The following is a 23,369-nucleotide window of genomic DNA, read 5'->3' as shown; positions in this document are numbered from 1 at the left end:
ATTTGCCTGGCGGCCTTAGCGCGGTGGTCCCACCTGACCCCATGCCGAACTCAGAAGTGAAACGCCGTAGCGCCGATGGTAGTGTGGGGTCTCCCCATGCGAGAGTAGGGAACTGCCAGGCATCAAACAGGTGAAAAGCCCATCCTGACGGATGGGCTTTTTGCGTTTCTGGCACAGGCCATCTCAGCGCAGCGCCATCCGCCGCAAACAAGCATCCTTCTGGCGGATGTGACTGCTTTAGTTGGCCAACTGCTCTTCAGACCGATTGCCGTCAGGTATGGTAAAAGTCGGGTCCTGTCCCCCATACACACTGAGCTTCCTCTGAATTCCTTCTACTGCTAATTAAATCCTCGACCCCTGTCACATAATAATATATAACAATTGAATAACATTTCATTTACCAAAATGACAGCAAACACAACTGATGATCACAATCAGATCTTTGGCAGGAGTACAATTCTAATGACAGAAAGCAGTGTAACTGTGAACGGGTCACTGACCGACAGTGATACCCGTCGCCGCGTATGGGCAATTGTCGGTGCCTCATCCGGGAATCTGGTTGAATGGTTTGATTTCTACGTCTATTCCTTCTGTTCCCTCTACTTTGCGCACATCTTCTTCCCCTCGGGTAACACCACAACTCAACTTCTCCAGACCGCAGGCGTCTTTGCCGCAGGCTTTTTAATGCGCCCTATTGGCGGCTGGCTGTTCGGTCGGATAGCCGATAAACATGGGCGAAAAAAATCCATGCTGTTATCGGTGTGTATGATGTGTATGGGATCGCTGGTGATCGCCTGTCTGCCCGGTTATGAAACCATCGGCACATGGGCGCCAGCGCTGTTACTGCTTGCCCGTCTGTTTCAGGGGCTGTCTGTTGGTGGAGAATATGGCACCAGCGCAACCTATATGAGTGAAGTCGCTGTAGAAGGACGAAAAGGTTTTTATGCCTCGTTTCAGTATGTGACGCTGATTGGTGGGCAATTGCTGGCACTGCTGGTTGTAGTAGTCTTACAGCACACCATGGAGGATGCAGCGCTCAGAGAATGGGGGTGGCGTATACCCTTTGCGTTAGGCGCAGTACTGGCCGTGGTCGCGCTCTGGCTGCGTCGTCAGCTTGACGAAACGTCAAAGCAGGAAACCCGAGCTCTGAAAGAAGCAGGCTCGCTGAAAGGACTATGGCGAAACCGCAGAGCATTTATCATGGTGCTCGGATTCACTGCCGCGGGTTCCCTCTGTTTCTATACTTTCACGACTTACATGCAAAAGTATCTGGTGAATACCGCCGGGATGCATGCCAACGTGGCCAGCGGAATTATGACTGCCGCTCTGTTTGTATACATGCTTGTTCAGCCGTTGTTTGGCGCCCTGTCTGATAAAATTGGTCGACGTACCTCGATGCTGTGTTTTGGCGCGCTGGCGACACTGTTTACCGTACCCATTTTATCCGCGCTACAGAACGTGACATCGCCTTACGCAGCCTTTGGATTGGTCATGTGCGCATTGCTAATTGTCAGCTTCTACACTTCAATCAGTGGGATTCTGAAGGCCGAAATGTTTCCGGCGCAGGTTCGCGCGCTGGGTGTTGGTCTTTCCTATGCGGTGGCGAATGCGCTGTTTGGTGGTTCCGCGGAATACGTCGCGCTGTCGCTGAAGTCTGTCGGCATGGAAACCTCTTTCTTCTGGTATGTCACAGTGATGGCGATCGTCGCGTTTTTAGTTTCGCTGATGCTGCACCGCAAGGGTAAAGGGCTGCGCCTTTAGTTATGATGCGCCAGCTGCCAGACGGCATAGCCAGTGGTTGCACCGGCGACATCCCAGGCGAAATCTTTCCAGCTCCAGCCGCTCCCTTCAGGGCGGCTGTCCCACAGTTCTTTTGACGCGCCAAGGCTGAGCGAAAACATCAAACCAAATGCGGCGCTGCGATCGCGGCTCATACCCTGATGTTGCGCATATTCGTTACCTGCGGCTGAAAGCATCGCGGAGGCGATAAAATGCTGAGCCTTATCCTGCCCGTGCCAGCTGTCCTGAGCCAGATGGCTACATCCCGAAAGAACAAAGACGCTCAGAACAAGAAGTATACGCACCGGCACCTCCATACAGAAAACCCCGTACAGGACGGGGTTTTGATTACAGAATACGACTAATAAGCCTGTCGATCCGAATCCGGCGAAGTCGGCGAATAAGTTTACGGACTTTGACCGGATAATCAGCGATGCTTTGAAGATCGCGATAATGTTTAACGATCGTAGTATGCGTACGGATCAGATCCAGTTCTTTTTCTCTTTGCGCCGCCAGTTCTTGCTGAGGATCGTGAATCAGGATCGCATTTTCCAGATCCAGACGCCAGGCGCGTGGATTGAGGTTATTCCCGGTAAGCAACATCCAGTTGTCATCCACCCACATGCCTTTGAGATGATAAGAATTATCATCGTCTTTCCACAGACGGACGACGAGCTGATCGGTATTCACATAGTATTGCAGACGGCTCAGGAAACGCCGCAGGTTAATCTCGTAGAGATAGGGCAGAGCGCCGATAATTTTAAACGGCTCGTTTTCCGGAATATAAAAATCGTTGGCGGTTTTATCTCCGACGATGATCTCCACCTTTTTACCTTCACGCAGCAACTGAATAATGTTGCGCACCAGAATCGCTGGCAGGTTGAAGTAAGGCGTGCAAATCGTAAGCTTATGTTCCGTGCACGGCATCAAATGAAAGATGGTTTTATTGAGCATGCTGGATTTACCCAGGCCTACTAATGGCGTCACGGAAAGCTGATCGTTGTTCGCATCGCCCTGAAAATGGTAGGCCGCATCGCGTAACTCCTGGCGATACAGACGAATATCATTTTTGATTTCAGGACTTTTTGGACGTTGAGTATCATCCAGTCGATTAACGCCACGACCCTGCATCAGGTTCTGGGTGACCCATTCGAACATGATGTCAGCCATTTTGGCGTTACGGATCAGGTGATAGCGATCATAACGATATTTATCATGCTGATGCAGGTAGACGTCGTTCAGGCTAGCGCCGCTGTACAGCACGCTGTCATCAATGATAAAGCCTTTGAAATGGAGAACGCCAAGGGCTTCACGAGTGTTGATGGGAACGCCGTAGACCGGTACGTCGACGCCGGGGTTTTCATGTGCCATCCGGCAGTACCAGTCGGCATTGGTATTCGATGCCGCCGCGCCGATTCGTCCACGTTGCGCACGATGCCAGTCGACAAGCACCCGAACGTCGAGTTCCGGCCGCTGCCGTTTCGCCTCATAAAGCGCGTTGAGGATGCCTTTGCCACCGTCATCCTGTTCCAGATACAGGGCGATGATGCAAATGCGTTGCTTCGCGCCGGCTATTTTCTCCAGCAGAGTCTCCCTGAACCTGGCAGGAGCATAAAAGAAATCGACATCATCAACTGATTGAGAAATCTTCGGTAGTTGGGCAAGGTGTTGTTGATGTTTATTACGCTTAAATTTTGACAACATCACAGTGCATTTCTTCTCTGTTCATTGAAGGGTCCTCTGTGCTATGCAGACGACATAAGCGGGCAATGATAACACCGTCCCCGTTAAAGTGGTCAACATTTCCAGTACCTTACTCACGATTCCTCGGGCGGCGCAAGCTCAAGCGTTAGCCCAACGATACCCTCTTCAAGCTGGATATCCACGTGGAAACCGAGCTTACGAGCCAGCGCCACCATGCCGCGATTGTTAGGCATCGTAATCCCATTCAGCCGTCTGAGTCCGTGATCCCGGGTATAGGTAATTAATTTTTCCAGCAATCGACGACCTAATCCTAACCCTTTGAGATCGGAACGCACCAGGACGGCAAATTCCGCATCAACGTTATCCGGATCGGAAATCGCGCGGGTGACGCCGAGAATTTCTTCCGTTTGCTCAACGCGTCTCACTGCGACAAATGCCATTTCCCGATCGTAGTCGATCTGCGTCATGTTAGCTAAATCTTCGTGGGTAAATTCATTGATCTCACTAAAATAGCGGTAATAAAGATCTTCTTTGGTGACCTGGGAAATGAACTGCTGAAGATGAGGCTCATCCTCCGGCAGGATAGGTCGGAACAGGCAGCGCTCGCCATTTTTCATCTCGACCCATTCTTCTAATTGATGAGGATAGGGACGCACGGCAAGGCGACTTTCGTTATCACCTTCAAAGGGCGCGATATCCAGAGTGACATCCAGCGCGGTAAACTCTCCAGCTGAGGCCAGCAGCGGATGGATATCCAGTCGCTGGATCTCCGGGCAGTCGACAATCAGGTTCGACACCTGCACCAGTAACTGGCTCAGACCCGCTACATCCAGCGGACGCAAAGCGCTACGCCCGCGGATCTTCTTACTTTTTATTCCCTGAATAACCAGGTAACGCGCCAGATTCATGTTCAGCGGCGGAAGCGCAACGACAGCCTGTTCTTCAGGGTGCCACTCCACGCCGCCTTCGCCCAACATAATCAATGGGCCAAACACCGGATCGTGCTCCACAACCACGCGCAACTCCTGCGCGCCCGCGCGGTTTGCCATGCTTTGCACCAGCAGACCGTGTATGCGCGCTTGCGGCCAGGCCATTTTTACCCGATCAAAGATAGCATTGGCCGCCTGCTGAACCTCATTCGCCGTGCGCAGATACAGCATGACCCCCTGTACTTCTGATTTATGAGGAATATCCGGAGAACGCAGCTTGAGCGCGACCGGGTAGCCAATCTGCTCGGCGATATGCACTGCTTCGGCGCTGTCGCTGGCAATCCAGGTGGGAAGCGTATGCAACCCATAAGCTTGAAGAATGGGCTGAACTTCATGAGTATCTAATGATGTCGCACCCTCGTGAATCGCCTGCTGAAGCAGGTCATGGGCTTGCGTCGTATTGGCGGTGAGATTGCTGGGCAACGCGGGCGTTTCCCGCAATTGTTTCTGGTTTCGCCGGTATTCCACCATATGCATAAACGCGGTAATGGTGCCTTCCGGGGTGCGATAGGTTGGCAGTCCGGCTTCGCTAAATAACCGTCGGGCTTCCTGAGAGGAAAACTCTCCGCACCAGTTGGTTAACAACGAAACAAACTTGCCGCGCGGATGGTGGCTAACGGTTTCTATCAGCGCCTGAGCGGTCTCGGTACCCGGCGCGGTGGCGCTGGGGGAGTGTATAACCATCAACGCGTCAAAATCCTGACTGGCGAGGAGGCATTCCAGCGTTTTAGTGTAATGCGCAATGCTGGCGTCATCGCGAAGATCCAACGGGTTAGCTACTTCAACGTGCGCAGGGAGAAGATCGCGTAGCTTCTGGCACGTCTCTTCACTCAGCGTGGCCAGTTTGCCGTTACGCGACCAAAGTTCATCCAACGCCAGCGCCGCCGGCGCTGCGCCATTGCTGATAATCATTAGCCTGTCGCCGCGCAAAGGACGCATATGACTCAGCGTTTCTACCGCAGAAAACAGTTCGTGAGTATCCTGCACGCGCAGCAAGCCTGCGCGCTGAATAGCGGCATCCCAGGCAGGGTCCATTCCGGCGCTGGTCTGTAATAAACGCTGGGCAGCCGGGCTGCGACCGCTTTTGATCACCAGAATCGGTTTATTGCGCGAGGCGCTGCGGGCGGCAGAGACAAACCGTCTGGCATCGCTTAAGTGTTCCAGATAAAGCAGAATGGCGCTCGTTTTACTGTCACGGGAGAGATAGTCAAGCAATTCGTCGACATCAATGTCGAGGCTATCGCCAAGTGCAATAAAGTAGGAAAAGCCCATTTCGCGCTGCTGCGCCCAATCGAGAATAGTGTTCGACACCGCAGCGGACTGGGAGATAAACGCCAGCTTACCGCGTTTAATCGGTACCGGAGAAAAGCTGGCATTGAGCCCTTGCCAGGGCGCGAGCAGCCCAAGGCTGTTAGGGCCAAGCAGTCGCATTTTATAGCGCGCGGCACAGGACAATAATTCAGCATGTAAAGACGCGGGGGCGGAAAGAATAATGCAGGTTTTGCAGCCCTTTTCTCCCAGCGCTTCCAGCAGCGCCAGATTGCGGCTGGCATTGGTGCACAATACGGCGAGGTCAGGCGTAAAAGGCAGACTGTCGACGTTCGGCCAGGCCAGTACGCCTAATACCGCTTTCCAGGCGGGCGTGACGGGAAGAACCGGGCCGTTAAAACCGCCAGCCAACAGATTGCGCATCATCAGGTAGCCCGCCCGGTTGGGTTTCATCGATGCGCCAATCACGGCTATCGATTTGGGTCGCAGTAGCGCTTCCAGCCCTCGCTGACTCATATCGGTTTCCCTTACGTAGAGATGACCGAATGATTTTAAACGCTTTCTGCTAATTGTGCTGTGACGCTTCCCTGATGTTGGGTTTTTCCTGCGAGATAGCGGGTTTTGAAGCGGCTAAAGTGTTCACCAAGCGCACCTGCGGCGTCGGTATCACCGGCCAGATCCAGCAGGGCGATAGCCACCTCGGCGGTGCAATATTGCCCTTCGGCATGGATACCGCGCAGGTGATAGGCCGACAGGCGCGACAGGTCGACGGAAATCACCGGCAGGTGGTCGAGGTAGGGGCTTTTACGGAACATTTTGCGCGCTTCCGGCCAGGTGCCGTCGAGCATAATGAACAGCGGTGGTTTACCGGCGGGGGGCGCCAGGATCACTTCACGTTCTTCGCTGGCATACGAGGCGGGAAAAACCACCATCGGCTGATACGCGGGGTCTTGCACTAAATCCAGCAACGCCTGCGGCGGTTCGGTTCGCGACCACTGAAACGCCGCGGTATCCGGCAACGTATCGGCAATCAGTCGTCCGGTATTACTGGGCTTCATCGGTTCGGTATCAAACATCACCAAACAGAAACGACTCTTCGCCCACGAAGGCGACAGGGTTGCGCACAGGCACAGTTTCAGCGGCAGCAAACAGCGCTGGCAGCGACGAATGCGATTACCGCGGGCGAGAAAAGGGCGCGTGGCGCGTGCAAGGCGTTCAGCACGAAGCTTAAGAACAGCGTTTTCAGTCATTGGGGATTGAGAAGTGTGTCGAAAAACGCCATTGTCGCAGAGGTAAAAACGGGGCACAAGATGCGCCCCGACGAGATTACAGCGATTCGTTCAGCCAACTATCAAATGGCGCTTTTGGCACCGCGCCATTGAGCATATCCACAACCTGACCGTGCTTTAAGATCATAATGGTTGGAATGCTGCGAATGCCGAAGCGGGCGCTGAGTTCTCGTTCTGCTTCAGTATTCACTTTCACGAAACGCACTTTACCGCTGCGTTCTTCGGCGACGTCTTCAAAAATGGGGGCGAAGTTACGGCATGGGCCACACCACGGCGCCCAGAAGTCGATCACAACAGGCAGATCGTCCTTCAGCAGTTTATCCAGCGTTTCACCGGTCGCATTGATCACCTCTCCGTCAAACAGGTCGTGACCACAGCGTCCGCATTTTGCCGCATCCTCAACCCGATCGTCGGGAATGCGGTTGATGGCCTGGCAGCTGGTACAAACGGTATTCATAACTAACCTCTGGATGAGTAGGGATAATGAACGGCATGAACGCCGATATGTTTCCAATATGTTACATATTATCGACGAGACTGTTTTAAACAACAATGTGTTTTATTCAATGAGTACAATAGTCATAAGCTTTTAAATGAAATAATGGCTAACTCAGTGTACATCGGGTAATCTGCGCGCTTCGCGCAGCGCTGGTGGAGAAAAGCATGAACGATGAATTGAAAAACAAAAGCGGCAAGGTCAAAGTGATGTATGTCCGCAGTGATGATGATTCTGATAAACGTACCTATAACCCGCGTACCGGGAAAGGGGGCGGACGTCCAGGAAAATCTCGTGCTGACGGTGGCCGTCGCCCCGCCCGCGATGAACGACCCTCTCAGAACCGCGATCGCAAGCGTGAAGATTCGCCGTGGCGTACTGTGTCCCGGGCCCCCGGTGACGAGACGCCGGAAAAAGCCGATCACGGTGGGATCAGCGGTAAAAGTTTTATCGATCCTGAAGTGTTGCGTCGTCAGCGCGCGGAAGAGACCCGCGTTTACGGCGAAAATGCCTGCCAGGCTCTGTTCCAGAGCCGTCCGGAAGCCATTGTCCGCGCATGGTTCATTCAGAGCGTTACCCCTCGTTTTAAAGAAGCGCTACGCTGGATGGCGGCGAACCGCAAAGCGTATCACGTGGTAGATGAAGCGGAGCTGGCGAAAGCCTCGGGTACTGAACATCACGGCGGCGTTTGTTTCCTCATCAAAAAACGTAACGGCACCACCGTTAAACAATGGGTGAGTCAGGCGGGTGCGCAGGACTGCGTGCTGGCGCTGGAAAAAGAGTCTAACCCGCACAACCTGGGCGGCATGATGCGCAGTTGCGCCCACTTTGGCGTGAAGGCCGTCGTAGTGCAGGATGCAGCATTGCTGGAATCCGGTGCGGCAATTCGTACCGCAGAAGGCGGCGCAGAGCACGTGCAGCCAATCACCGGCGACAGTATTGTGAATGTGCTGGATGATTTCCGTCAGGCGGGGTACACCGTCGTGACCACCTCAAGCGAACAAGGTAAACCGTTGTTCAGCACTGCCTTGCCAGAAAAAGTGGTACTTGTGCTGGGCCAGGAAGCAGATGGTCTGCCGGACGCTGCGCATGATGCCAGCGATTTGTGCGTGAAGATCGATGGTACCGGGAAGGTCGAAAGTCTGAACGTCTCAGTCGCGACTGGCGTACTGCTTGCCGAATGGTGGCGTCAGAATAAAGCGTAACGACACGTTGCCCGGCGGCAAGGGCTTGCCGGGCATGCTTCACTGACTTACTCGCTCTCTGCCGGTAATACCGGCATCCAGTCAACAGGCTTCTCGCCACGCTGCTCCAGCCATTGATTCGCCAGAACAAAATGATTGCAGCCAAAAAATCCGCGATGCGCCGACAGCGGAGACGGGTGGGGCGCTTTCAGCACATGATGACGTTGCTTATCAATAATTGCCCCTTTTTTCTGGGCGTGCGATCCCCAGAGCAGGAACACCACTCCTTCACGATGCTGGTTGATCAGTGCGATCACTTTATCGGTGAAGGTTTCCCACCCAAGACTGGCGTGTGAATGCGCCTGGCCGGCCCGAACGGTTAATACCGTATTGAGCAACAGCACGCCCTGACGCGCCCAGCTTTCAAGATAACCGTGTGAGGGGCGGGTAAAACCCGGGATCGAGCCTTCCAGCTCTTTATACATATTCACCAGCGACGGCGGCGGCGCAATGCCCGGACGAACGGAAAACGCCAGCCCGTGCGCCTGGCCGGGGCCGTGATAGGGATCCTGTCCGAGAATAACGACTTTTACCTCGCCCAGTTCGGTGAAGCGAAACGCGTTAAACACATCTTTTTGCGGCGGATAAATCGTCATTCCTGACTGTCGTTCTGCAGCAACGGTGTGTAGCGTATTCACAAAATAGGGCTGCTGTTTCTCTTCAGCCAGCACATCGTGCCAGGTTAATTCGGTGGCCATCTCGCTCTCCTGCGAATTTTCAATCAACATAGCTTAACTGCTTCTTTGCATGGCGCAAACTGCTGTCGCCCGGCAGCGTGCGCTATGCCTCTAATAAAGTTGAAAATTTATGTACAAAGTTTATGCCTTTGTCAGGCGTAAGTTGATGTAAAACAATAAATTCATCGTATCACCACTTTTGTGGTGTGGTTTTTATTGATTTAAATCAAAGAATCAAGGGTGTCAGGGGGGTATATATACACTCAAGCAACAATGGTTTTACCAATTGGCCGCGAGACGGCCAACCCTAATCAAATAATTTGCCGGGGAGGCATCACATGATTACAGGTATCCAGATTACTAAAGCCGCTAACGATGACCTGCTGAATTCCTTCTGGTTGCTGGACAGCGAAAAAGGCGAAGCACGCTGCATCGTTGCAAAAGCAGGTTTTGCCGAAGACGAAGTGGTTGCAGTAAACAAACTGGGCGACATTGAATACCGCGAAATTCCGATGGAAGTGAAACCGGAAGTGCGTGTGGAAGGGGGCCAGCACCTGAACGTTAACGTACTGCGTCGCGAAACGCTGGAAGATGCGGTTAAGCATCCGGAAAAATACCCGCAACTGACTATCCGTGTTTCCGGTTACGCCGTGCGTTTCAACTCTCTGACGCCGGAACAGCAGCGCGACGTTATCGCTCGTACCTTTACTGAAAGTCTGTAAGCACACCGCTCAGACTGATTCATCAACCCCGGTGGCACGCGCTGCGACCGGGGTTTTTTATTGTTTGCATTAATCACCCGCGTGATTAAAAGTTTAGCGATAATTAAACTTTTATTATTCCTCCTCATTCAACACATATATCAGCGACGTTATTTTTCGCGCTGTTAAGTATAGTTTTGTCAGTTTTTTCGTGGTTTAGGTTTGGTTTAAATAAACATGCGGGAAAACGGCTATTATCCGCGCAATTAAGAAATACCCTCCGTTCAACTCTACTTCAATTTTCTGTCTGCTTTAGTCGGACAACGTTATTTCTATAAATTTGTAATAATATCTTTGGGAAAAATATGAGACGCAATAAGGTCGCCTTTTTTTGCCTGTCGGCTATATACGGCACAGCGTTTAACGCCAGTGCTGAATATCTTCAGGACGGTCTGAAGGTTTCTACAGAAGATGTTTCACTGAATGACAGCGGAAAAATTATTAATACGTCCGTTTCTAAATCGAAGACGTTAACGCTTGGCGGTGATATTCAGGCAGAATCCACTCTGCTTGATGTCGGTAATCTGACTGCCGGAGACCGTGTCTCCTTAGCAGACACGACATTGAAGGGGCGCAGTCTCCTGACGCTGAACGATAATACTCTTGCAAATAATACTGTGCTGCAAGGAACCAGCACGACTGTCATTCTAAACAATAACGCGACGGCGACGAATACCACGTTAAACGGCATCAGTTATTTAAATGTTAACGATAATGCGTCAATAAGTAATACTATTATTAATGATAACAGTACAGTGACCTTATCGGGTAAGGCGACGGCGGAATATACCACAACGCATCGTAATATGACGTTAAACGATCATGCCACAGCCACTCACACGCATGTTAAACAACATGGACGGCTTTATCTCAATGGCGATGCCTCGGCCACTGATACGCTTGTTGATGATGGTGGGTATATTTACACCTACGATAATAGCCAGATAAGTAATACCGTATTAAATGGTACATCGTTATTAACGATGTATGGGAATTCTTATGGTGTCGATACAGTTGTAAATAAAGATAGCAAAATTTTTATCAGAGAGCATTCGCTTCTGGAGAACACCACGGTCACGAACGGGGGATATTTGGGTTTTCATGACAATGCCTCGACCCGAAACACGCGGGTGCAATCTGGCGGGAATATGAATATCTCTGCTTCCGGTTCAGCAGAAGACACTTACGTTGAGCAGGGCGGGCGTTTAAATATGAACTCAACGGCCAGCGCCAGCAAGACAGTCATTAATGGCGGCACGATGCTGATGAGTATGAATGCGGTGGCCAGCGACACGCAAATCGCCGGTAGCGGTACGCTGGATATCAAAGGCAATGCTGCCTTAACGGATACCACGCTGTTTGATACCGCTGCGCTAACCATGACTGAAAACACCGTGGCGAACGGGACGACGCTCAACGGTACGAGCACGATGAGGCTTTCCGGCGCAGCGAGCGCGCGGAACGCCACCCTCAATGACGCCAGTGTGATGACTCTGGCAAGCGGTACCACCGCGCACGACACGGTAGTTAACAGCGGAGCATTTCAGCTGTATACCTCCGCACGGGCGACGGGGAGTACGGTTGTCAACGGGGCTGGCGAGATGATTATGGAAGCCGGTGCATATGCCAGCGACCTGACGCTGAAAGGCGGTACTCTGTCGATTACTGACTTAAACGACAATACCACCAGTGTGCTGCCTGCCCGAATCGATACGCTGTCGTCGGAGCGAGGGATCGTCTCGTTTCTGCGTGACAGCGATGGCGATTATGCGGCTTTGTCGATCGGTTCGCTGAGCGGGACAGGATCGTTTCTGTTTAATACGTCATTGGCGGAACGTAACGGGAACTTTGTCACTATTGATAATGGCGTTGGCCAGTTCAATATCATCGTCCATGACTCAGGCCGGGAAATTGCCGATCCAGACAATCTGACCGTCAACCTGGTGAATGATAAAGAGGGCAATATTGACTTCACGCTGGTCAGCGCTGTACAACGTCGTGTCGCAATGCTGGATGCGGGGGTGTACATGTACTCGCTTTATCACCAGCAAGGTAAAGATCAACTGGAGGGTAACATCTGGTATCTGGGCCTGGCGAACGGAAATACCGTGCAGCCGGAACCTGAAGAACCGGAGCCGGAAGAACCAGGCACAGAGCAACCGGGTACAGAAATTCCTGGTACTGGCGGTGGAGAGCAGCCCGATACCGGTGGTAATGGCGGTAACGAAAATAAACTGACCACGCCGTCAACGGATGCGATCCTCAACATGGCGTCGGCAATCACGCGCGTGGTGAATGCTGAACTGGATGGCTTCCGTGCCTGGCGCTCAACGCTTTCGGCGGATAATCTTCCGGAAAACAGTGTATGGGGGCATTACACCGGCAGCAACAGCCGCGTTCACAGTAGCAATGGCGCGGCGTATCGTCTGGAGCAAAACGGCATTGAAATCGGTGCGGATAAGACCACACGATTTGAGCATGGAAACCTGCTAACCGGCGTCTGGATGTCCAGCTCTGCGAATGAGGTAAGACATGCGCGAGGTGGGAAAAGTACCCTGGATAGCTACGGTCTGGGCGCGTATGCCACGTGGTTCGATCGCTCCGGGATTTACGTTGATGGCGTAATGAAAGGCAACCGTCTGAACAGCGACCTGAAGGCGAAAATGACCAACGGAGGTTACACCAGGGGCGACTGGCATCAGTATGCGCTGAGCGGCGTGCTGGAAAGCGGTTATCGTCATTGGCTGACGGCACAAACTTATGCCGAGCCGTATGTCCGTACCAGCGCCGTTCAGGCAAACCGGGCCAACATCACGCTCAGCAATGGCATGAAAGCGGACACCGGCAAGCCCCGTTCGCTGATTGCGGAAGCCGGTACGCGTGTCGGTAGCCAGTTCACACTGGGACGCGCGGAAGTGAAGCCTTACTTCCATGCGGCAGTGGTTCAGGAAACCGCGAAGTCAAACGAAGTCGCCATTAACGGCATACGCTTTGATAATAATGTGAACGGGGCATCTGGACGTTATGGCGCGGGAGCGTCGCTGGAACTGGCGGAAAATACCACGTTGTATGGCGAGGTCAATTACCGACAAGGGCGATATATCGAAGAACCGGTACAAGGCGTACTGGGACTGAAAATGCACTTCTGATGGCAACGCAGAGAATAAAAAGCCGGCGCAAATGCCGGCTTTTATTATTAGAGAGAAACGGCGTTTTTATTCTTCGCCGGACTGCTGCGCGACGTCGCTAGCGCTCGGTTTACGGCGCTTACCAATATTTTTGGTATCACGGTGACGTTTTTTCACCCGCGGCTTCTCTTTTTCCTTCTCTTTTTTCTTCTCTGCGCGTTTGGCGAGCACTTTTTTGGACGGTTTCCCGGTCATTTTTTCACTGGGCGCTCGCGTGGTCGGGCGGAGTTCATCAATCACGCGTGATTTTAGCGGTTCCTCAATGTAACGACCGATTTTCAGCAGCAGCAGATGATCGTGCGCTTCAACCAGTGAAATGGCTGTGCCTTTACGCCCTGCGCGGCCTGTACGACCGATACGGTGCAGATAGGTATCCCCGCTGCGCGGCATGTCGAAGTTAATCACGTGACTCACGTCAGGAATATCAATCCCGCGCGCCGCAACGTCGGTGGCGACCAGCACATTCACGCGACCGTCGGTAAGACGTTTGATGCCTTCGTTGCGTTTGATCTGCGCCATCTCGCCTTCAAGATAGCAGTTGTTAATGCCTGCCAGGCGCAGTTGCTCTGCCAGTTCATGAACTCGCTCACGCTTACGCACGAACACGATGGTGCGGGTCGCGTCTTCCTGCTTCAACAAGTGCTTCAGTAGTTCGAATTTATGCTCGTAGTTATCGGCACGGTAGTACCACTGATGAATCTTTTTACGCTCACGCGTGGACGGAGTGGCAGACACTTCAACCGGTTCTTCCAGCAGACGCTCGGCAAAGTCTTTGATCGCCTCGCCTTCGAGGGTCGCGGAAAACAGCATCGTCTGCTTACGCCAGCGCGTTTCTCCGGCAATGTGCTCAATATCCTGAGCAAAACCCATGTCCAGCATGCGATCCGCTTCGTCAAGGATCAAGGTTTCTACCGCGCGGCAGTCAAAGTTCTCTTCTTTTATATACTGCATCAGGCGACCAGTGGTCGCGACCACGATATCCTGGTTTTCGCTGAACACTTCCGCGTGGTTCATGTACGCGACGCCACCGGTAATGGTCGCAATATCCAGATGGGTATGCTTTGCCAACTCGCGAGCGTGATCGGCGACCTGCATTGCCAGTTCGCGCGTCGGCGTAAGGATCAGGATACGCGGCGGGCCGGATTTTTTACGCGGGAAGTCGAGCAGGTGCTGCAACGCTGGCAGCAGATATGCCGCCGTTTTACCGGTGCCTGTCGGCGCAGAACCGAGCACATCACGGCCATCGAGCGCAGGCGGAATGGCGGCAGCCTGAATGGCGGTCGGGCGAGTGAAGCCTTTTTCCTGGAGGGCATCCAGCAGGCTTTCGTCGAGTTCAAGTTCGGAAAAAGTCGTTACAGTCATGTTCTACCTCTGTGTGGGGCGCTGATTATAGACGTTACGGCTGTAATCTTCATCTGTTTGTATGGATATCGCTTCTCAGGTATTGTTTTTACCCGGCGCTGTCGCCGTTTTTTCTGCAAGGTTTGTTATTCATGTCCCAGTCTACATCCGTTCTTCGTCGTAATGGATTTACCTTTAAACAGTTTTTTGTCGCTCACGATCGCTGTGCAATGAAAGTCGGGACGGATGGTATTTTACTTGGCGCATGGGCGCCAGTGGCCGGGGTAAAGCGGATCCTGGATATCGGTACGGGCAGCGGTCTGCTGGCTCTGATGCTCGCCCAACGTACCGATGAAAGCGTCACGGTCGACGCGGTTGAACTGGATGTAGATGCCGCCGAACAGGCGCAGGAGAATATTCTGCAGTCGCCATGGGCCGGGCGGCTGACCCTGCACCAGGAAGACGTTCAGGGCTGGGCCTCCCGGCAAACCGTTAAGTTTGATTTGATCGTCAGTAACCCGCCTTATTACGAGCAGGGCGTCGACTGTGCGACGCCGCAACGGGAACGGGCGCGTTATACCACGACGCTGGATCACCCGGCGCTGCTAGCCTGCGCGGCGGAGCTGATTACGGAAGAAGGTTTTCTCTGCGTCGTCCTGCCGGAAAAGACCGGTGGCCTTTTTACCCAGCAGGCGCATGACATGGGCTGGCATTTAAGGCTCAGGACCGACGTTGCGGAAAATGAAGCGCGTTTACCGCATCGGGTTCTGTTGGCTTTTTCACCAAAACAGGGAGAATGCTTTAGCGACAGGCTGGTGATACGCGGGCCAGACCAGCGTTACTCAGAAGGTTACACGGCGCTGACCCATGCGTTTTATTTGTTTATGTGAGTATGTAGTGGCGACAGTACCGACGGTCCGGAAACGGCCAGCAGATCCGGATAATCAAGCGTATAGTGCAAACCGCGGCTCTCTTTGCGCATCATTGCGCAGCGTACGATCAGTTCGGCGACCTGCACCAGATTACGCAGCTCCAGCAAATTATTCGACACGCGGAAGTTGGCGTAATACTCGTCGATCTCCTGCTGCAACATGGTAATACGCCGCAGGGCGCGCTCCAGGCGTCGGGTGGTTCGCACGATGCCGACGTAGTCCCACATAAACAGGCGCAGCTCGTGCCAGTTATGCTGGATAACGACAAGTTCATCGGGATTTTCTACACGGCTTTCATCCCAGGCGGGAAGGGCGCTTACGCCACGGGCGTAAGGCATGCGTCTGTCGATATCTTCTGCCGCCGACCAACCGTAAACCAGGCATTCTAGCAACGAATTCGACGCCATACGGTTAGCGCCGTGCAGGCCGGTATAGCTCACTTCCCCAATGGCGTACAGGCCATCAACGTCGGTGCGTCCATAATCATCCACCATCACGCCGCCGCAGGTATAATGCGCAGCAGGCACCACCGGCACCGGATCTTTTGTCAGATCAATGCCCAACCCCAGCAGCTTTTCATAGATCATCGGAAAGTGCTGGCGGACAAACGCCTCAGGCTTATGGCTGATGTCGAGAAACATACAGTCCGCTCCCAGACGCTTCATTTCATGATCGATCGCGCGGGCGACAATATCCCGCGGCGCCAGCTCGCCGCGCTCATCGAAATCCGGCATAAAGCGCGTGCCGTCGGGACGTTTAAGATGCGCGCCTTCGCCACGCAGCGCTTCGGTAAGCAGGAAATTTCGCGCCTGTGGGTGATACAGGGCGGTAGGATGAAACTGGTTGAATTCAAGATTAGCGACGCGGCAGCCCGCGCGCCAGGCCATCGCAATCCCGTCACCCGAGGAAATGTCCGGATTCGTCGTGTACTGATACACCTTCGACGCCCCGCCGGTAGCCAACACTACCGACTTCGCATGGCAGGTCTCCACGCTTTCCTTATTACGGTTCCAGATCCAGGCGCCGACCACCCGGCGTGTGCCCGGCAGGCCGATTTTATCGGAAATAATTAAATCGACAGCATTGCTGCGCTCAAGCACGCGGATGTTGGGATGGTTCTGCGCCTGACTGACCAGCGTGGTTTCGACCTCTTTACCGGTAGCGTCCGCAGCATGGAGGATGCGACGATGACTGTGACCGCCTTCACGGGTTAAATGATAGCTTTCCTGACCGTCAGGCTGGATTTGCGTATCAAACAGCACACCCTGATCGATTAGCCACTGAACGCAGGCGCGGGCATTGCTGGCGACAAATTCTACCGCGTGGCGATCGCATATACCGGCGCCGGCGATAAGCGTATCTTCCACATGGGAATCGATGCTGTCGGTTTCATCGAAAACGGCGGCAATCCCTCCCTGCGCATAGAAGGTGGACCCTTCGCTAACCGGGCCTTTGCTCAGGACAATGACCTGATGCTTCTCTGCAAGACGCAGCGCCAGCGAGAGGCCGGCAGCGCCGCTACCAATAATTAACACGTCACAAGAAAGTTCAGGAGTGGTTTTCATGATCTTTGTTTAATTTACTAAACAGTGTCTGGCGAGCATAGCATCATAACCTGCGTTTCAGCACGTTTTATTTTCAGTTCCGTTGAGCTGGCTAAACAGAAGTCGGGATTGCAAGGAAATGTCTGGTTAAGGATATATTTTGCGTAGCGGGCCGTAAGCGCCAGATTAGAGGATGAAATAAAGTAGCTGTTGGGGTACTCTGCAACCGGTTTATGGGCATTTCTTATGAGATAGTGCATTGTTCAGACTCGGTAGACTTATAATGAGAGATAATGACCGTCTACAACTTGACACTCAAAAAACAGATGCGTAACGGAACTTTACAAAAACGTGACACTCTAACCTGTTGCTTGCTCACAGTGCAGCTAATGGAGTGGCGTTTCGCGAACGCGTGGAAATTTGGTTTGGGGAGACTTTACCTCGGATGAGCGAGCAGTTAACGGACCAGGTCCTGGTTGAACGGGTCCAGAAGGGAGATCAGAAAGCCTTTAACTTACTGGTAGTGCGCTACCAGCATAAAGTGGCGAGTCTGGTTTCCCGCTATGTGCCGTCGGGTGACGTTCCTGATGTGGTGCAAGAGTCATTTATAAAAGCCTATCGTGCGCTGGATTCATTCCGGGGAGATAGCGCTTTTTATACCTGGCTGTATCGTATTGCCGTTAATACGGCGAAGAATTACCTGGTGGCTCAGGGCCGTCGTCCGCCATCCAGTGATGTGGATGCGATTGAAGCAGAAAACTTCGAAAGTGGCGGTGCGCTGAAAGAAATTTCGAACCCTGAGAACTTAATGTTGTCAGAAGAACTGAGACAGATAGTTTTCCGTACTATCGAGTCCCTCCCGGAAGATTTACGTATGGCAATCACCTTACGGGAGCTGGATGGCCTGAGCTATGAAGAAATCGCGGCCATCATGGATTGTCCAGTGGGTACGGTGCGTTCACGTATCTTCAGGGCGCGGGAAGCTATTGATAATAAAGTTCAACCGCTTATCAGGCGTTGACGATAGCGGGATACTGGAAAAGGTATTAGGCATGCAGAAAGAAAAACTTTCCGCTTTAATGGATGGCGAAACGCTGGACAGTGAGCTGCTCAAAGAACTGGCTCACGACCCGGAAATGCAAAAAACCTGGGAAGGCTACCACCTGATCCGCGATTCTATGCGGGGTGACACGCCTGACGTGCTTCATTTCGATATTTCCGCTCGCGTTATGGCCGCCATTGAAGATGAGCCGGTACGCCAGACGGCGCCATTAATTCCAGAGGCCCAGCCCGCACCGCACCAGTGGCAAAAAATGCCGTTCTGGAAAAAAATGCGCCCGTGGGCAGCGCAACTTACCCAAATGGGGGTCGCTGCATGCGTATCGCTTGCAGTTATTGTTGGCGTCCAGCACTATAATGGGCAATCTGAAACGTCCCAGCAGCCCGAAACGCCAGTGTTTAACACACTGCCGATGATGGGCAAAGCCAGCCCGGTTAGCTTGGGAGTACCTTCTGATGCGACCGCAAACGGTGGTCAACAGCAGCAGGTACAGGAGCAGCGTCGTCGAATTAATGCCATGTTGCAGGATTACGAACTGCAACGTCGACTGCACTCCGAACAGCTTCAGTTTGAGCAGGCGCAAACACAGCAAGCCGCTGTTCAGGTGCCAGGAATTCAAACTCTAGGAACGCAATCGCAGTAATGAAGCAACTTTGGTTTGCCATGTCACTTGTGGCGGGTAGCCTGTTCTTTTCTGTAAACGCCTCGGCCAATGCTGCGTCCGGGGCGTTATTGCAGCAGATGAATCTGGCCAGCCAGTCACTCACTTACGAGCTGTCGTTCGTCAGCATCACAAAACAAGGCGTAGAGTCTTTACGCTATCGCCACGCGCGTCTGGACAACCGCCCGCTTGCCCAACTGCTGCAAATGGACGGCCCTCGCCGCGAAGTTGTCCAGCGTGGAAACGAAATCAGCTATTTCGAACCCGGACTTGAGCCGTTCACCCTGAACGGCGACTATATTGTTGATTCTCTGCCATCGCTTATCTATACCGACTTCAAGCGCCTTGCCCCGTACTACGACTTCATTTCCGTGGGCAGAACCCGTATCGCCGATCGCCTGTGCGAAGTGATTCGCGTTGTCGCGCGTGACGGTACCCGTTATAGCTATATCGTCTGGATGGATACTGAAACCAAGCTGCCGATGCGTGTCGATCTGCTTGACCGTGATGGCGAAACGTTAGAACAATTTCGGGTAATCGCTTTCACCGTTAATCAGGACGTGGGAAACAGCATGCAGATGCTGGCGAAAGCCAACCTGCCGCCGTTGCTCTCCGTTCCGGCCGGTGAAAAAGCGAAATTCAACTGGAGTCCAACCTGGCTGCCGAAGGGCTTTAGCGAGGTGTCCAGCGGTCGCCGACCGTTGCCGACGATGGACAACATGCCGATTGAATCGCGTCTTTATTCGGACGGTTTGTTCAGCTTCTCTGTCAACGTCAACCGGGCGACGCCAACCAGTACCGATCAGATGCTGCGAACCGGTCGCCGGACCGTCAGCACCAGCGTGCGTGATAACGCCGAAATCACCATTGTGGGTGAACTGCCGCCGCAAACGGCGAAGCGAATTGCCGACACCATTAAGTTTGGGGTGATGCAATGATCAAAGAGTGGGCTACCGTCGTCTCCTGGCAAGATGGTCAGGCGCTGGTAAGCTGCGACGTGAAAACATCCTGCAACAGCTGCGCGTCACGCGCCGGGTGCGGCAGCCGCGTACTTAATAAGCTGGGGCCGCAGACGACGCACACGCTCGTTGTGCCCAGCGCCACGCCGCTGGAACCCGGCCAGAAAGTGGAACTGGGCATTGCTGAAGCCAGCTTGCTTGGCTCTGCCGTCCTGGTGTATATGACGCCGCTGGTGGGGCTGTTTTTGTTCGCTTCCCTTTTTCAGGCGCTGTTCGGTTCCGATCTCGCTGCGCTAAGCGGCGCGGTACTCGGCGGCGTCGGCGGGTTTTTGATTGCGCGAGGCTTTTCCCGTCAGCTTGCTGAACGTGAATCCTGGCAGCCGGTCATTCTGAATGTCGCGCTCCCGCCTGGCCTTGTTCGCGTCGATGCCACATCATCAGAAAGTCGCTAATCCTGTCTCTGCCGGAGGGCGGCTTCCCGTTCCCGCTATCCTTACTCTATGAACATTTCCTCGCCTCACCGTTGTAGTGTAGAATGCGGCGTTTCAGTTAAACAGACGTTAAGCTCAGAACAGCGACTTCTCAAAGCCTGCCACGGCGGGCGTTAAGGCACAATAATTACTCTATATGAAGAACATACGTAACTTTTCGATCATTGCTCACATCGACCACGGTAAATCGACGCTGTCTGACCGTATTATCCAGATCTGCGGTGGCCTGTCTGACCGTGAAATGGAAGCGCAGGTTCTCGACTCGATGGATCTGGAGCGTGAGCGCGGCATTACCATCAAAGCGCAGAGCGTAACGCTCGATTACAAAGCCTCAGATGGTGAAACGTACCAGCTTAACTTTATCGACACCCCCGGTCACGTTGACTTCTCGTACGAGGTTTCCCGTTCGCTCGCCGCCTGTGAAGGGGCGCTGCTGGTGGTGGATGCCGGGCAGGGCGTTGAAGCGCAGACGCTGGCGAACTGCTACACCGCCATGGAAATGGATCTCGAAGTGGTGCCGGTTCTGAACAAAATTGACCTGCCCGCTGCCGATCCGGAACGTGTCGCCGAAGAGATTGAAGATATTGTTGGCATTGACGCGACTGACGCTGTGCGCTGCTCGGCGAAAACGGGCGTTGGCGTGACCGACGTGCTGGAACGCCTGGTGCGCGATATCCCGCCGCCGCAGGGCGACCCGGAAGGGCCGCTGCAGGCGTTGATTATCGACTCCTGGTTTGATAACTACCTCGGCGTCGTGTCGCTGGTGCGGATAAAAAACGGCACCATGCGCAAAGGCGACAAAGTGAAGGTCATGAGCACCGGTCAAACCTATAACGCCGATCGCCTGGGTATCTTCACGCCGAAGCAGGTTGACCGTACCGAACTGAAATGCGGCGAGGTGGGTTGGCTGGTCTGCGCCATTAAAGATATCCACGGCGCGCCGGTGGGCGACACCCTGACGCTGGCCCGTAATCCGGCAGACAAAGCGCTTCCGGGCTTTAAAAAGGTCAAACCGCAGGTTTACGCCGGTCTGTTCCCGGTAAGCTCCGACGATTACGAAGGCTTCCGTGATGCCCTCGGCAAACTGAGCCTTAACGATGCGTCCCTGTTCTATGAACCGGAAAGTTCTTCCGCGCTTGGCTTTGGTTTCCGCTGTGGCTTCCTGGGGCTGCTGCATATGGAGATCATTCAGGAACGTCTGGAGCGTGAATACGATCTGGATCTCATCACCACGGCGCCGACCGTTGTTTACGAAGTGGAAACCACGGCAAAAGAGACGATCTACGTCGACAGTCCGTCAAAACTGCCGCCGCTGAACAACATCTATGAACTGCGCGAACCAATCGCAGAGTGTCATATGCTGCTGCCGCAGGCGTATCTGGGGAACGTCATCACGTTGTGCGTTGAAAAACGTGGCGTGCAGACCAACATGGTTTACCACGGTAACCAGGTGGCGCTGACCTATGAAATCCCGATGGCGGAAGTCGTGCTCGACTTCTTTGACCGTCTGAAATCCACATCGCGTGGCTATGCGTCGTTGGATTACAACTTCAAACGCTTCCAGGCTTCCGATATGGTGCGCGTAGACGTTCTGATCAACAACGAACGTGTCGACGCGCTGGCGCTGATCACGCACCGTGACAACTCCCAGAGCCGTGGCCGTGAACTGGTGGAGAAGATGAAAGATCTGATCCCGCGTCAGCAGTTCGATATCGCGATTCAGGCGGCAATCGGCACACACATTATTGCGCGTTCTACCGTGAAACAGCTGCGTAAGAACGTGTTGGCGAAATGCTATGGCGGCGATATCAGCCGTAAGAAAAAACTGCTGCAGAAGCAGAAAGAAGGTAAGAAGCGTATGAAGCAGATCGGTAACGTCGAACTGCCTCAGGAAGCGTTCCTCGCCATTCTGCATGTCGGTAAAGACAGCAAATAACCCTTAAGGAGTTGGCATGGCCAATATGTTTGCCCTGATTCTGGTGATTGCCACACTGGTGACGGGCATTTTATGGTGCGTGGATAAATTCTTTTTCGCGCCAAAACGTCGGGAGCGTCAGGCCGCAGCGCAGGCCGCTGCTGGTGATTCGCTCGATAAAGCCACCTTGAAGAAAGTGGCGCCGAAACCCGGCTGGCTGGAAACTGGCGCGTCGGTTTTCCCGGTGCTGGCGATTGTGCTGGTCGTGCGTTCGTTTATTTATGAGCCGTTCCAGATCCCGTCAGGTTCAATGATGCCAACGCTGCTGATTGGTGACTTTATCCTGGTGGAGAAATTCGCTTACGGGATTAAAGATCCGATCTACCAGAAAACGTTGATCGAAACCGGTCATCCGAAACGCGGCGATATCGTGGTCTTTAAATATCCGGAAGATCCGAAGCTCGACTACATTAAGCGTGCGGTTGGGCTGCCTGGCGACAAAGTGACTTACGATCCGGTTGCCAAAGAACTCACCATTCAGCCTGGCTGTCGCTCCGGTCAGGCGTGCGAAAATGCTTTACCGGTGACCTACAGCGACGTACAGCCGAGCGACTTCGTACAGACGTTCTCGCGTCGTAACGGCGGTGAGGCGACCAGCGGCTTCTTTGACGTACCGCAGAGTGAAACGAAAGAGAACGGCATTCGACTTGCCGAGCGCAAAGAGACCCTTGGCGACGTCACGCACCGTATTCTGACCGTACCGATTGCGCAGGATCAGGTAGGGATGTATTACCGTCAGCCAGGCCAGCAACTGGCGACCTGGATTGTGCCGCCGGGGCAGTACTTCATGATGGGCGATAACCGGGATAACAGCGCAGACAGCCGTTACTGGGGATTTGTCCCGGAAGCTAATCTGGTGGGGAAAGCAACCGCAATCTGGATGAGTTTTGACAAGCAGGAAGGCGAATGGCCGACCGGCGTCCGTTTAAGCCGTATTGGCGGGATCCACTGATCGCGGTTTAGCGTTCACGTTGTCGTCAATGTGGCGGCAACGTGAATTATTTATTAGA

Annotated in this window: 20 protein-coding genes and 1 rRNA gene; 13 read left to right on the top strand and 8 right to left on the bottom strand. The window is 53.5% G+C overall.

What is annotated here, in order from left to right; all coding sequences use genetic code 11:
* The first annotated feature begins 5 nt into the window (after positions 1–5).
* Together rrf and kgtP are read left to right on the top strand one after the other, a co-directional pair.
* Positions 6–121 (top strand): 5S ribosomal RNA (gene rrf / locus OOJ60_RS10665).
* 341 nt (positions 122–462) lie between these two features.
* Positions 463–1,761: an alpha-ketoglutarate permease gene (kgtP, locus tag OOJ60_RS10660; RefSeq protein WP_199956559.1), complete on the top strand. Its 1,299-nt coding sequence runs from the start codon at positions 463–465 to the stop codon at positions 1,759–1,761.
* Here the strand turns inward: kgtP and OOJ60_RS10655 are convergent.
* The 5 genes from OOJ60_RS10655 to trxC all read right to left on the bottom strand — a co-directional run bounded on the left by OOJ60_RS10655 (position 1,758) and on the right by trxC (position 7,487).
* Entirely contained in the window at positions 1,758–2,084 is a 327-nt protein-coding gene (locus OOJ60_RS10655) for a YfiM family lipoprotein (RefSeq protein ID WP_060570596.1), read from the bottom strand. The two genes, kgtP and OOJ60_RS10655, sit on opposite strands and share 4 nt — an antisense overlap.
* 43 nt (positions 2,085–2,127) lie before the next feature.
* Positions 2,128–3,483 carry a CDP-diacylglycerol--serine O-phosphatidyltransferase gene (gene pssA / locus OOJ60_RS10650; protein WP_205612536.1) on the bottom strand — a complete coding sequence of 452 codons (1,356 nt, stop codon included), beginning with the start codon at positions 3,481–3,483 and terminating at the stop codon, positions 2,128–2,130.
* 113 nt (positions 3,484–3,596) lie between these two features.
* Positions 3,597–6,257 carry a bifunctional acetate--CoA ligase family protein/GNAT family N-acetyltransferase gene (locus tag OOJ60_RS10640; RefSeq protein WP_042291716.1) on the bottom strand — a complete coding sequence of 887 codons (2,661 nt, stop codon included), beginning with the start codon at positions 6,255–6,257 and terminating at the stop codon, positions 3,597–3,599.
* A 35-nt stretch (positions 6,258–6,292) separates the two neighbouring features.
* Positions 6,293–6,991, bottom strand: a complete 699-nt coding sequence (gene tapT, locus OOJ60_RS10635; RefSeq protein ID WP_205612529.1) for a tRNA-uridine aminocarboxypropyltransferase — start codon at positions 6,989–6,991, stop codon at positions 6,293–6,295.
* Positions 6,992–7,067: 76 nt separating this feature from the next.
* On the bottom strand, positions 7,068–7,487 hold the full coding sequence (gene trxC / locus OOJ60_RS10630) for a thioredoxin TrxC (protein WP_042291710.1): 420 nt from the start codon (positions 7,485–7,487) through the stop codon (positions 7,068–7,070).
* A gap of 206 nt (positions 7,488–7,693) precedes the next feature.
* Here trxC and OOJ60_RS10625 point away from each other — a divergent pair, with 206 nt between their 5' ends.
* Entirely contained in the window at positions 7,694–8,731 is a 1,038-nt protein-coding gene (locus tag OOJ60_RS10625; protein WP_042291709.1) for a tRNA/rRNA methyltransferase, read from the top strand.
* A 47-nt stretch (positions 8,732–8,778) separates the two neighbouring features.
* On the opposite strand, the gene ung is transcribed toward OOJ60_RS10625, so the two are convergent.
* A complete protein-coding gene (gene ung, locus OOJ60_RS10620; RefSeq protein ID WP_042291757.1) occupies positions 8,779–9,468 on the bottom strand; it encodes a uracil-DNA glycosylase in 690 nt (229 codons plus the stop codon).
* Between the two features lie 317 nt (positions 9,469–9,785).
* Here ung and grcA point away from each other — a divergent pair, with 317 nt between their 5' ends.
* A complete protein-coding gene (gene grcA / locus OOJ60_RS10615; RefSeq protein ID WP_042291706.1) occupies positions 9,786–10,169 on the top strand; it encodes an autonomous glycyl radical cofactor GrcA in 384 nt (127 codons plus the stop codon).
* A gap of 344 nt (positions 10,170–10,513) precedes the next feature.
* Complete coding sequence (locus tag OOJ60_RS10610) at positions 10,514–13,357, top strand: autotransporter outer membrane beta-barrel domain-containing protein (protein ID WP_205612528.1); 2,844 nt, start codon at positions 10,514–10,516, stop codon at positions 13,355–13,357.
* 66 nt (positions 13,358–13,423) lie between these two features.
* Here the strand turns inward: OOJ60_RS10610 and srmB are convergent, their stop codons facing one another.
* Complete coding sequence (gene srmB, locus OOJ60_RS10605) at positions 13,424–14,758, bottom strand: ATP-dependent RNA helicase SrmB (protein WP_042291703.1); 1,335 nt, start codon at positions 14,756–14,758, stop codon at positions 13,424–13,426.
* A gap of 131 nt (positions 14,759–14,889) precedes the next feature.
* Here srmB and trmN point away from each other — a divergent pair, with 131 nt between their 5' ends.
* Positions 14,890–15,627: a tRNA(1)(Val) (adenine(37)-N(6))-methyltransferase TrmN gene (trmN, locus tag OOJ60_RS10600; RefSeq protein WP_205612527.1), complete on the top strand. Its 738-nt coding sequence runs from the start codon at positions 14,890–14,892 to the stop codon at positions 15,625–15,627.
* Here trmN and nadB read toward each other — a convergent pair.
* Positions 15,612–17,234, bottom strand: a complete 1,623-nt coding sequence (nadB, locus tag OOJ60_RS10595) for an L-aspartate oxidase (protein ID WP_060570465.1) — start codon at positions 17,232–17,234, stop codon at positions 15,612–15,614. The genes trmN and nadB overlap by 16 nt on opposite strands.
* Before the next feature lie 272 nt (positions 17,235–17,506).
* Between nadB and rseD the strand changes: the two genes are divergently transcribed.
* The 7 genes from rseD to lepB all read left to right on the top strand — a co-directional run bounded on the left by rseD (position 17,507) and on the right by lepB (position 23,311).
* A complete protein-coding gene (gene rseD / locus OOJ60_RS10590; protein WP_131729047.1) occupies positions 17,507–17,662 on the top strand; it encodes a rpoE leader peptide RseD in 156 nt (51 codons plus the stop codon).
* Positions 17,659–18,234, top strand: coding sequence for an RNA polymerase sigma factor RpoE (gene rpoE / locus OOJ60_RS10585; RefSeq protein WP_000003307.1), 576 nt, complete (start codon positions 17,659–17,661; stop codon positions 18,232–18,234). Before rseD ends, rpoE begins: the two co-directional genes overlap by 4 nt.
* 31 nt (positions 18,235–18,265) lie before the next feature.
* On the top strand, positions 18,266–18,916 hold the full coding sequence (gene rseA / locus OOJ60_RS10580) for an anti-sigma-E factor RseA (RefSeq protein ID WP_060570467.1): 651 nt from the start codon (positions 18,266–18,268) through the stop codon (positions 18,914–18,916).
* Positions 18,916–19,872, top strand: coding sequence for a sigma-E factor regulatory protein RseB (gene rseB / locus OOJ60_RS10575; RefSeq protein WP_042291691.1), 957 nt, complete (start codon positions 18,916–18,918; stop codon positions 19,870–19,872). Before rseA ends, rseB begins: the two co-directional genes overlap by 1 nt.
* A complete protein-coding gene (rseC, locus tag OOJ60_RS10570; RefSeq protein WP_205612526.1) occupies positions 19,869–20,345 on the top strand; it encodes a SoxR-reducing system protein RseC in 477 nt (158 codons plus the stop codon). The genes rseB and rseC overlap by 4 nt, the downstream gene beginning before the upstream one ends.
* 175 nt (positions 20,346–20,520) lie before the next feature.
* Positions 20,521–22,320, top strand: a complete 1,800-nt coding sequence (gene lepA / locus OOJ60_RS10565) for a translation elongation factor 4 (RefSeq protein ID WP_042291517.1) — start codon at positions 20,521–20,523, stop codon at positions 22,318–22,320.
* 16 nt (positions 22,321–22,336) lie between these two features.
* The gene (gene lepB / locus OOJ60_RS10560) at positions 22,337–23,311 is read left to right on the top strand and encodes a signal peptidase I (RefSeq protein WP_060570473.1); all 975 of its coding nucleotides are present in this window, start codon (positions 22,337–22,339) and stop codon (positions 23,309–23,311) included.
* Positions 23,312–23,369 lie beyond the last annotated feature (58 nt).

The sequence above is a fragment of the Citrobacter sp. R4 genome, from assembly GCF_026719175.1.
Classification (GTDB): Bacteria; Pseudomonadota; Gammaproteobacteria; order Enterobacterales; family Enterobacteriaceae; genus Citrobacter_A; species Citrobacter_A sedlakii.
Note: the sequence above shows the minus strand (reverse complement) of the source record. Positions and strands in the feature narration are given on the sequence as shown.

What these genes read in the sequence shown, in the direction of transcription:
- trxC (WP_042291710.1), bottom strand. Translation starts at nt 7,487, where the DNA reads ATGAATACCGTTTGTACCAGCTGCCAGGCCATCAACCGCATTCCCGAC.
- OOJ60_RS10625 (WP_042291709.1), top strand. Translation starts at nt 7,694, where the DNA reads ATGAACGATGAATTGAAAAACAAAAGCGGCAAGGTCAAAGTGATGTAT.
- ung (WP_042291757.1), bottom strand. Translation starts at nt 9,468, where the DNA reads ATGGCCACCGAATTAACCTGGCACGATGTGCTGGCTGAAGAGAAACAG.
- srmB (WP_042291703.1), bottom strand. Translation starts at nt 14,758, where the DNA reads ATGACTGTAACGACTTTTTCCGAACTTGAACTCGACGAAAGCCTGCTG.
- grcA (WP_042291706.1), top strand. Translation starts at nt 9,786, where the DNA reads ATGATTACAGGTATCCAGATTACTAAAGCCGCTAACGATGACCTGCTG.
- rseA (WP_060570467.1), top strand. Translation starts at nt 18,266, where the DNA reads ATGCAGAAAGAAAAACTTTCCGCTTTAATGGATGGCGAAACGCTGGAC.
- lepA (WP_042291517.1), top strand. Translation starts at nt 20,521, where the DNA reads ATGAAGAACATACGTAACTTTTCGATCATTGCTCACATCGACCACGGT.
- kgtP (WP_199956559.1), top strand. Translation starts at nt 463, where the DNA reads ATGACAGAAAGCAGTGTAACTGTGAACGGGTCACTGACCGACAGTGAT.
- lepB (WP_060570473.1), top strand. Translation starts at nt 22,337, where the DNA reads ATGGCCAATATGTTTGCCCTGATTCTGGTGATTGCCACACTGGTGACG.
- nadB (WP_060570465.1), bottom strand. Translation starts at nt 17,234, where the DNA reads ATGAAAACCACTCCTGAACTTTCTTGTGACGTGTTAATTATTGGTAGC.
- rseB (WP_042291691.1), top strand. Translation starts at nt 18,916, where the DNA reads ATGAAGCAACTTTGGTTTGCCATGTCACTTGTGGCGGGTAGCCTGTTC.
- OOJ60_RS10640 (WP_042291716.1), bottom strand. Translation starts at nt 6,257, where the DNA reads ATGAGTCAGCGAGGGCTGGAAGCGCTACTGCGACCCAAATCGATAGCC.
- trmN (WP_205612527.1), top strand. Translation starts at nt 14,890, where the DNA reads ATGTCCCAGTCTACATCCGTTCTTCGTCGTAATGGATTTACCTTTAAA.
- tapT (WP_205612529.1), bottom strand. Translation starts at nt 6,991, where the DNA reads ATGACTGAAAACGCTGTTCTTAAGCTTCGTGCTGAACGCCTTGCACGC.
- rseD (WP_131729047.1), top strand. Translation starts at nt 17,507, where the DNA reads ATGACCGTCTACAACTTGACACTCAAAAAACAGATGCGTAACGGAACT.
- pssA (WP_205612536.1), bottom strand. Translation starts at nt 3,483, where the DNA reads ATGTTGTCAAAATTTAAGCGTAATAAACATCAACAACACCTTGCCCAA.
- rpoE (WP_000003307.1), top strand. Translation starts at nt 17,659, where the DNA reads ATGAGCGAGCAGTTAACGGACCAGGTCCTGGTTGAACGGGTCCAGAAG.
- OOJ60_RS10610 (WP_205612528.1), top strand. Translation starts at nt 10,514, where the DNA reads ATGAGACGCAATAAGGTCGCCTTTTTTTGCCTGTCGGCTATATACGGC.
- rseC (WP_205612526.1), top strand. Translation starts at nt 19,869, where the DNA reads ATGATCAAAGAGTGGGCTACCGTCGTCTCCTGGCAAGATGGTCAGGCG.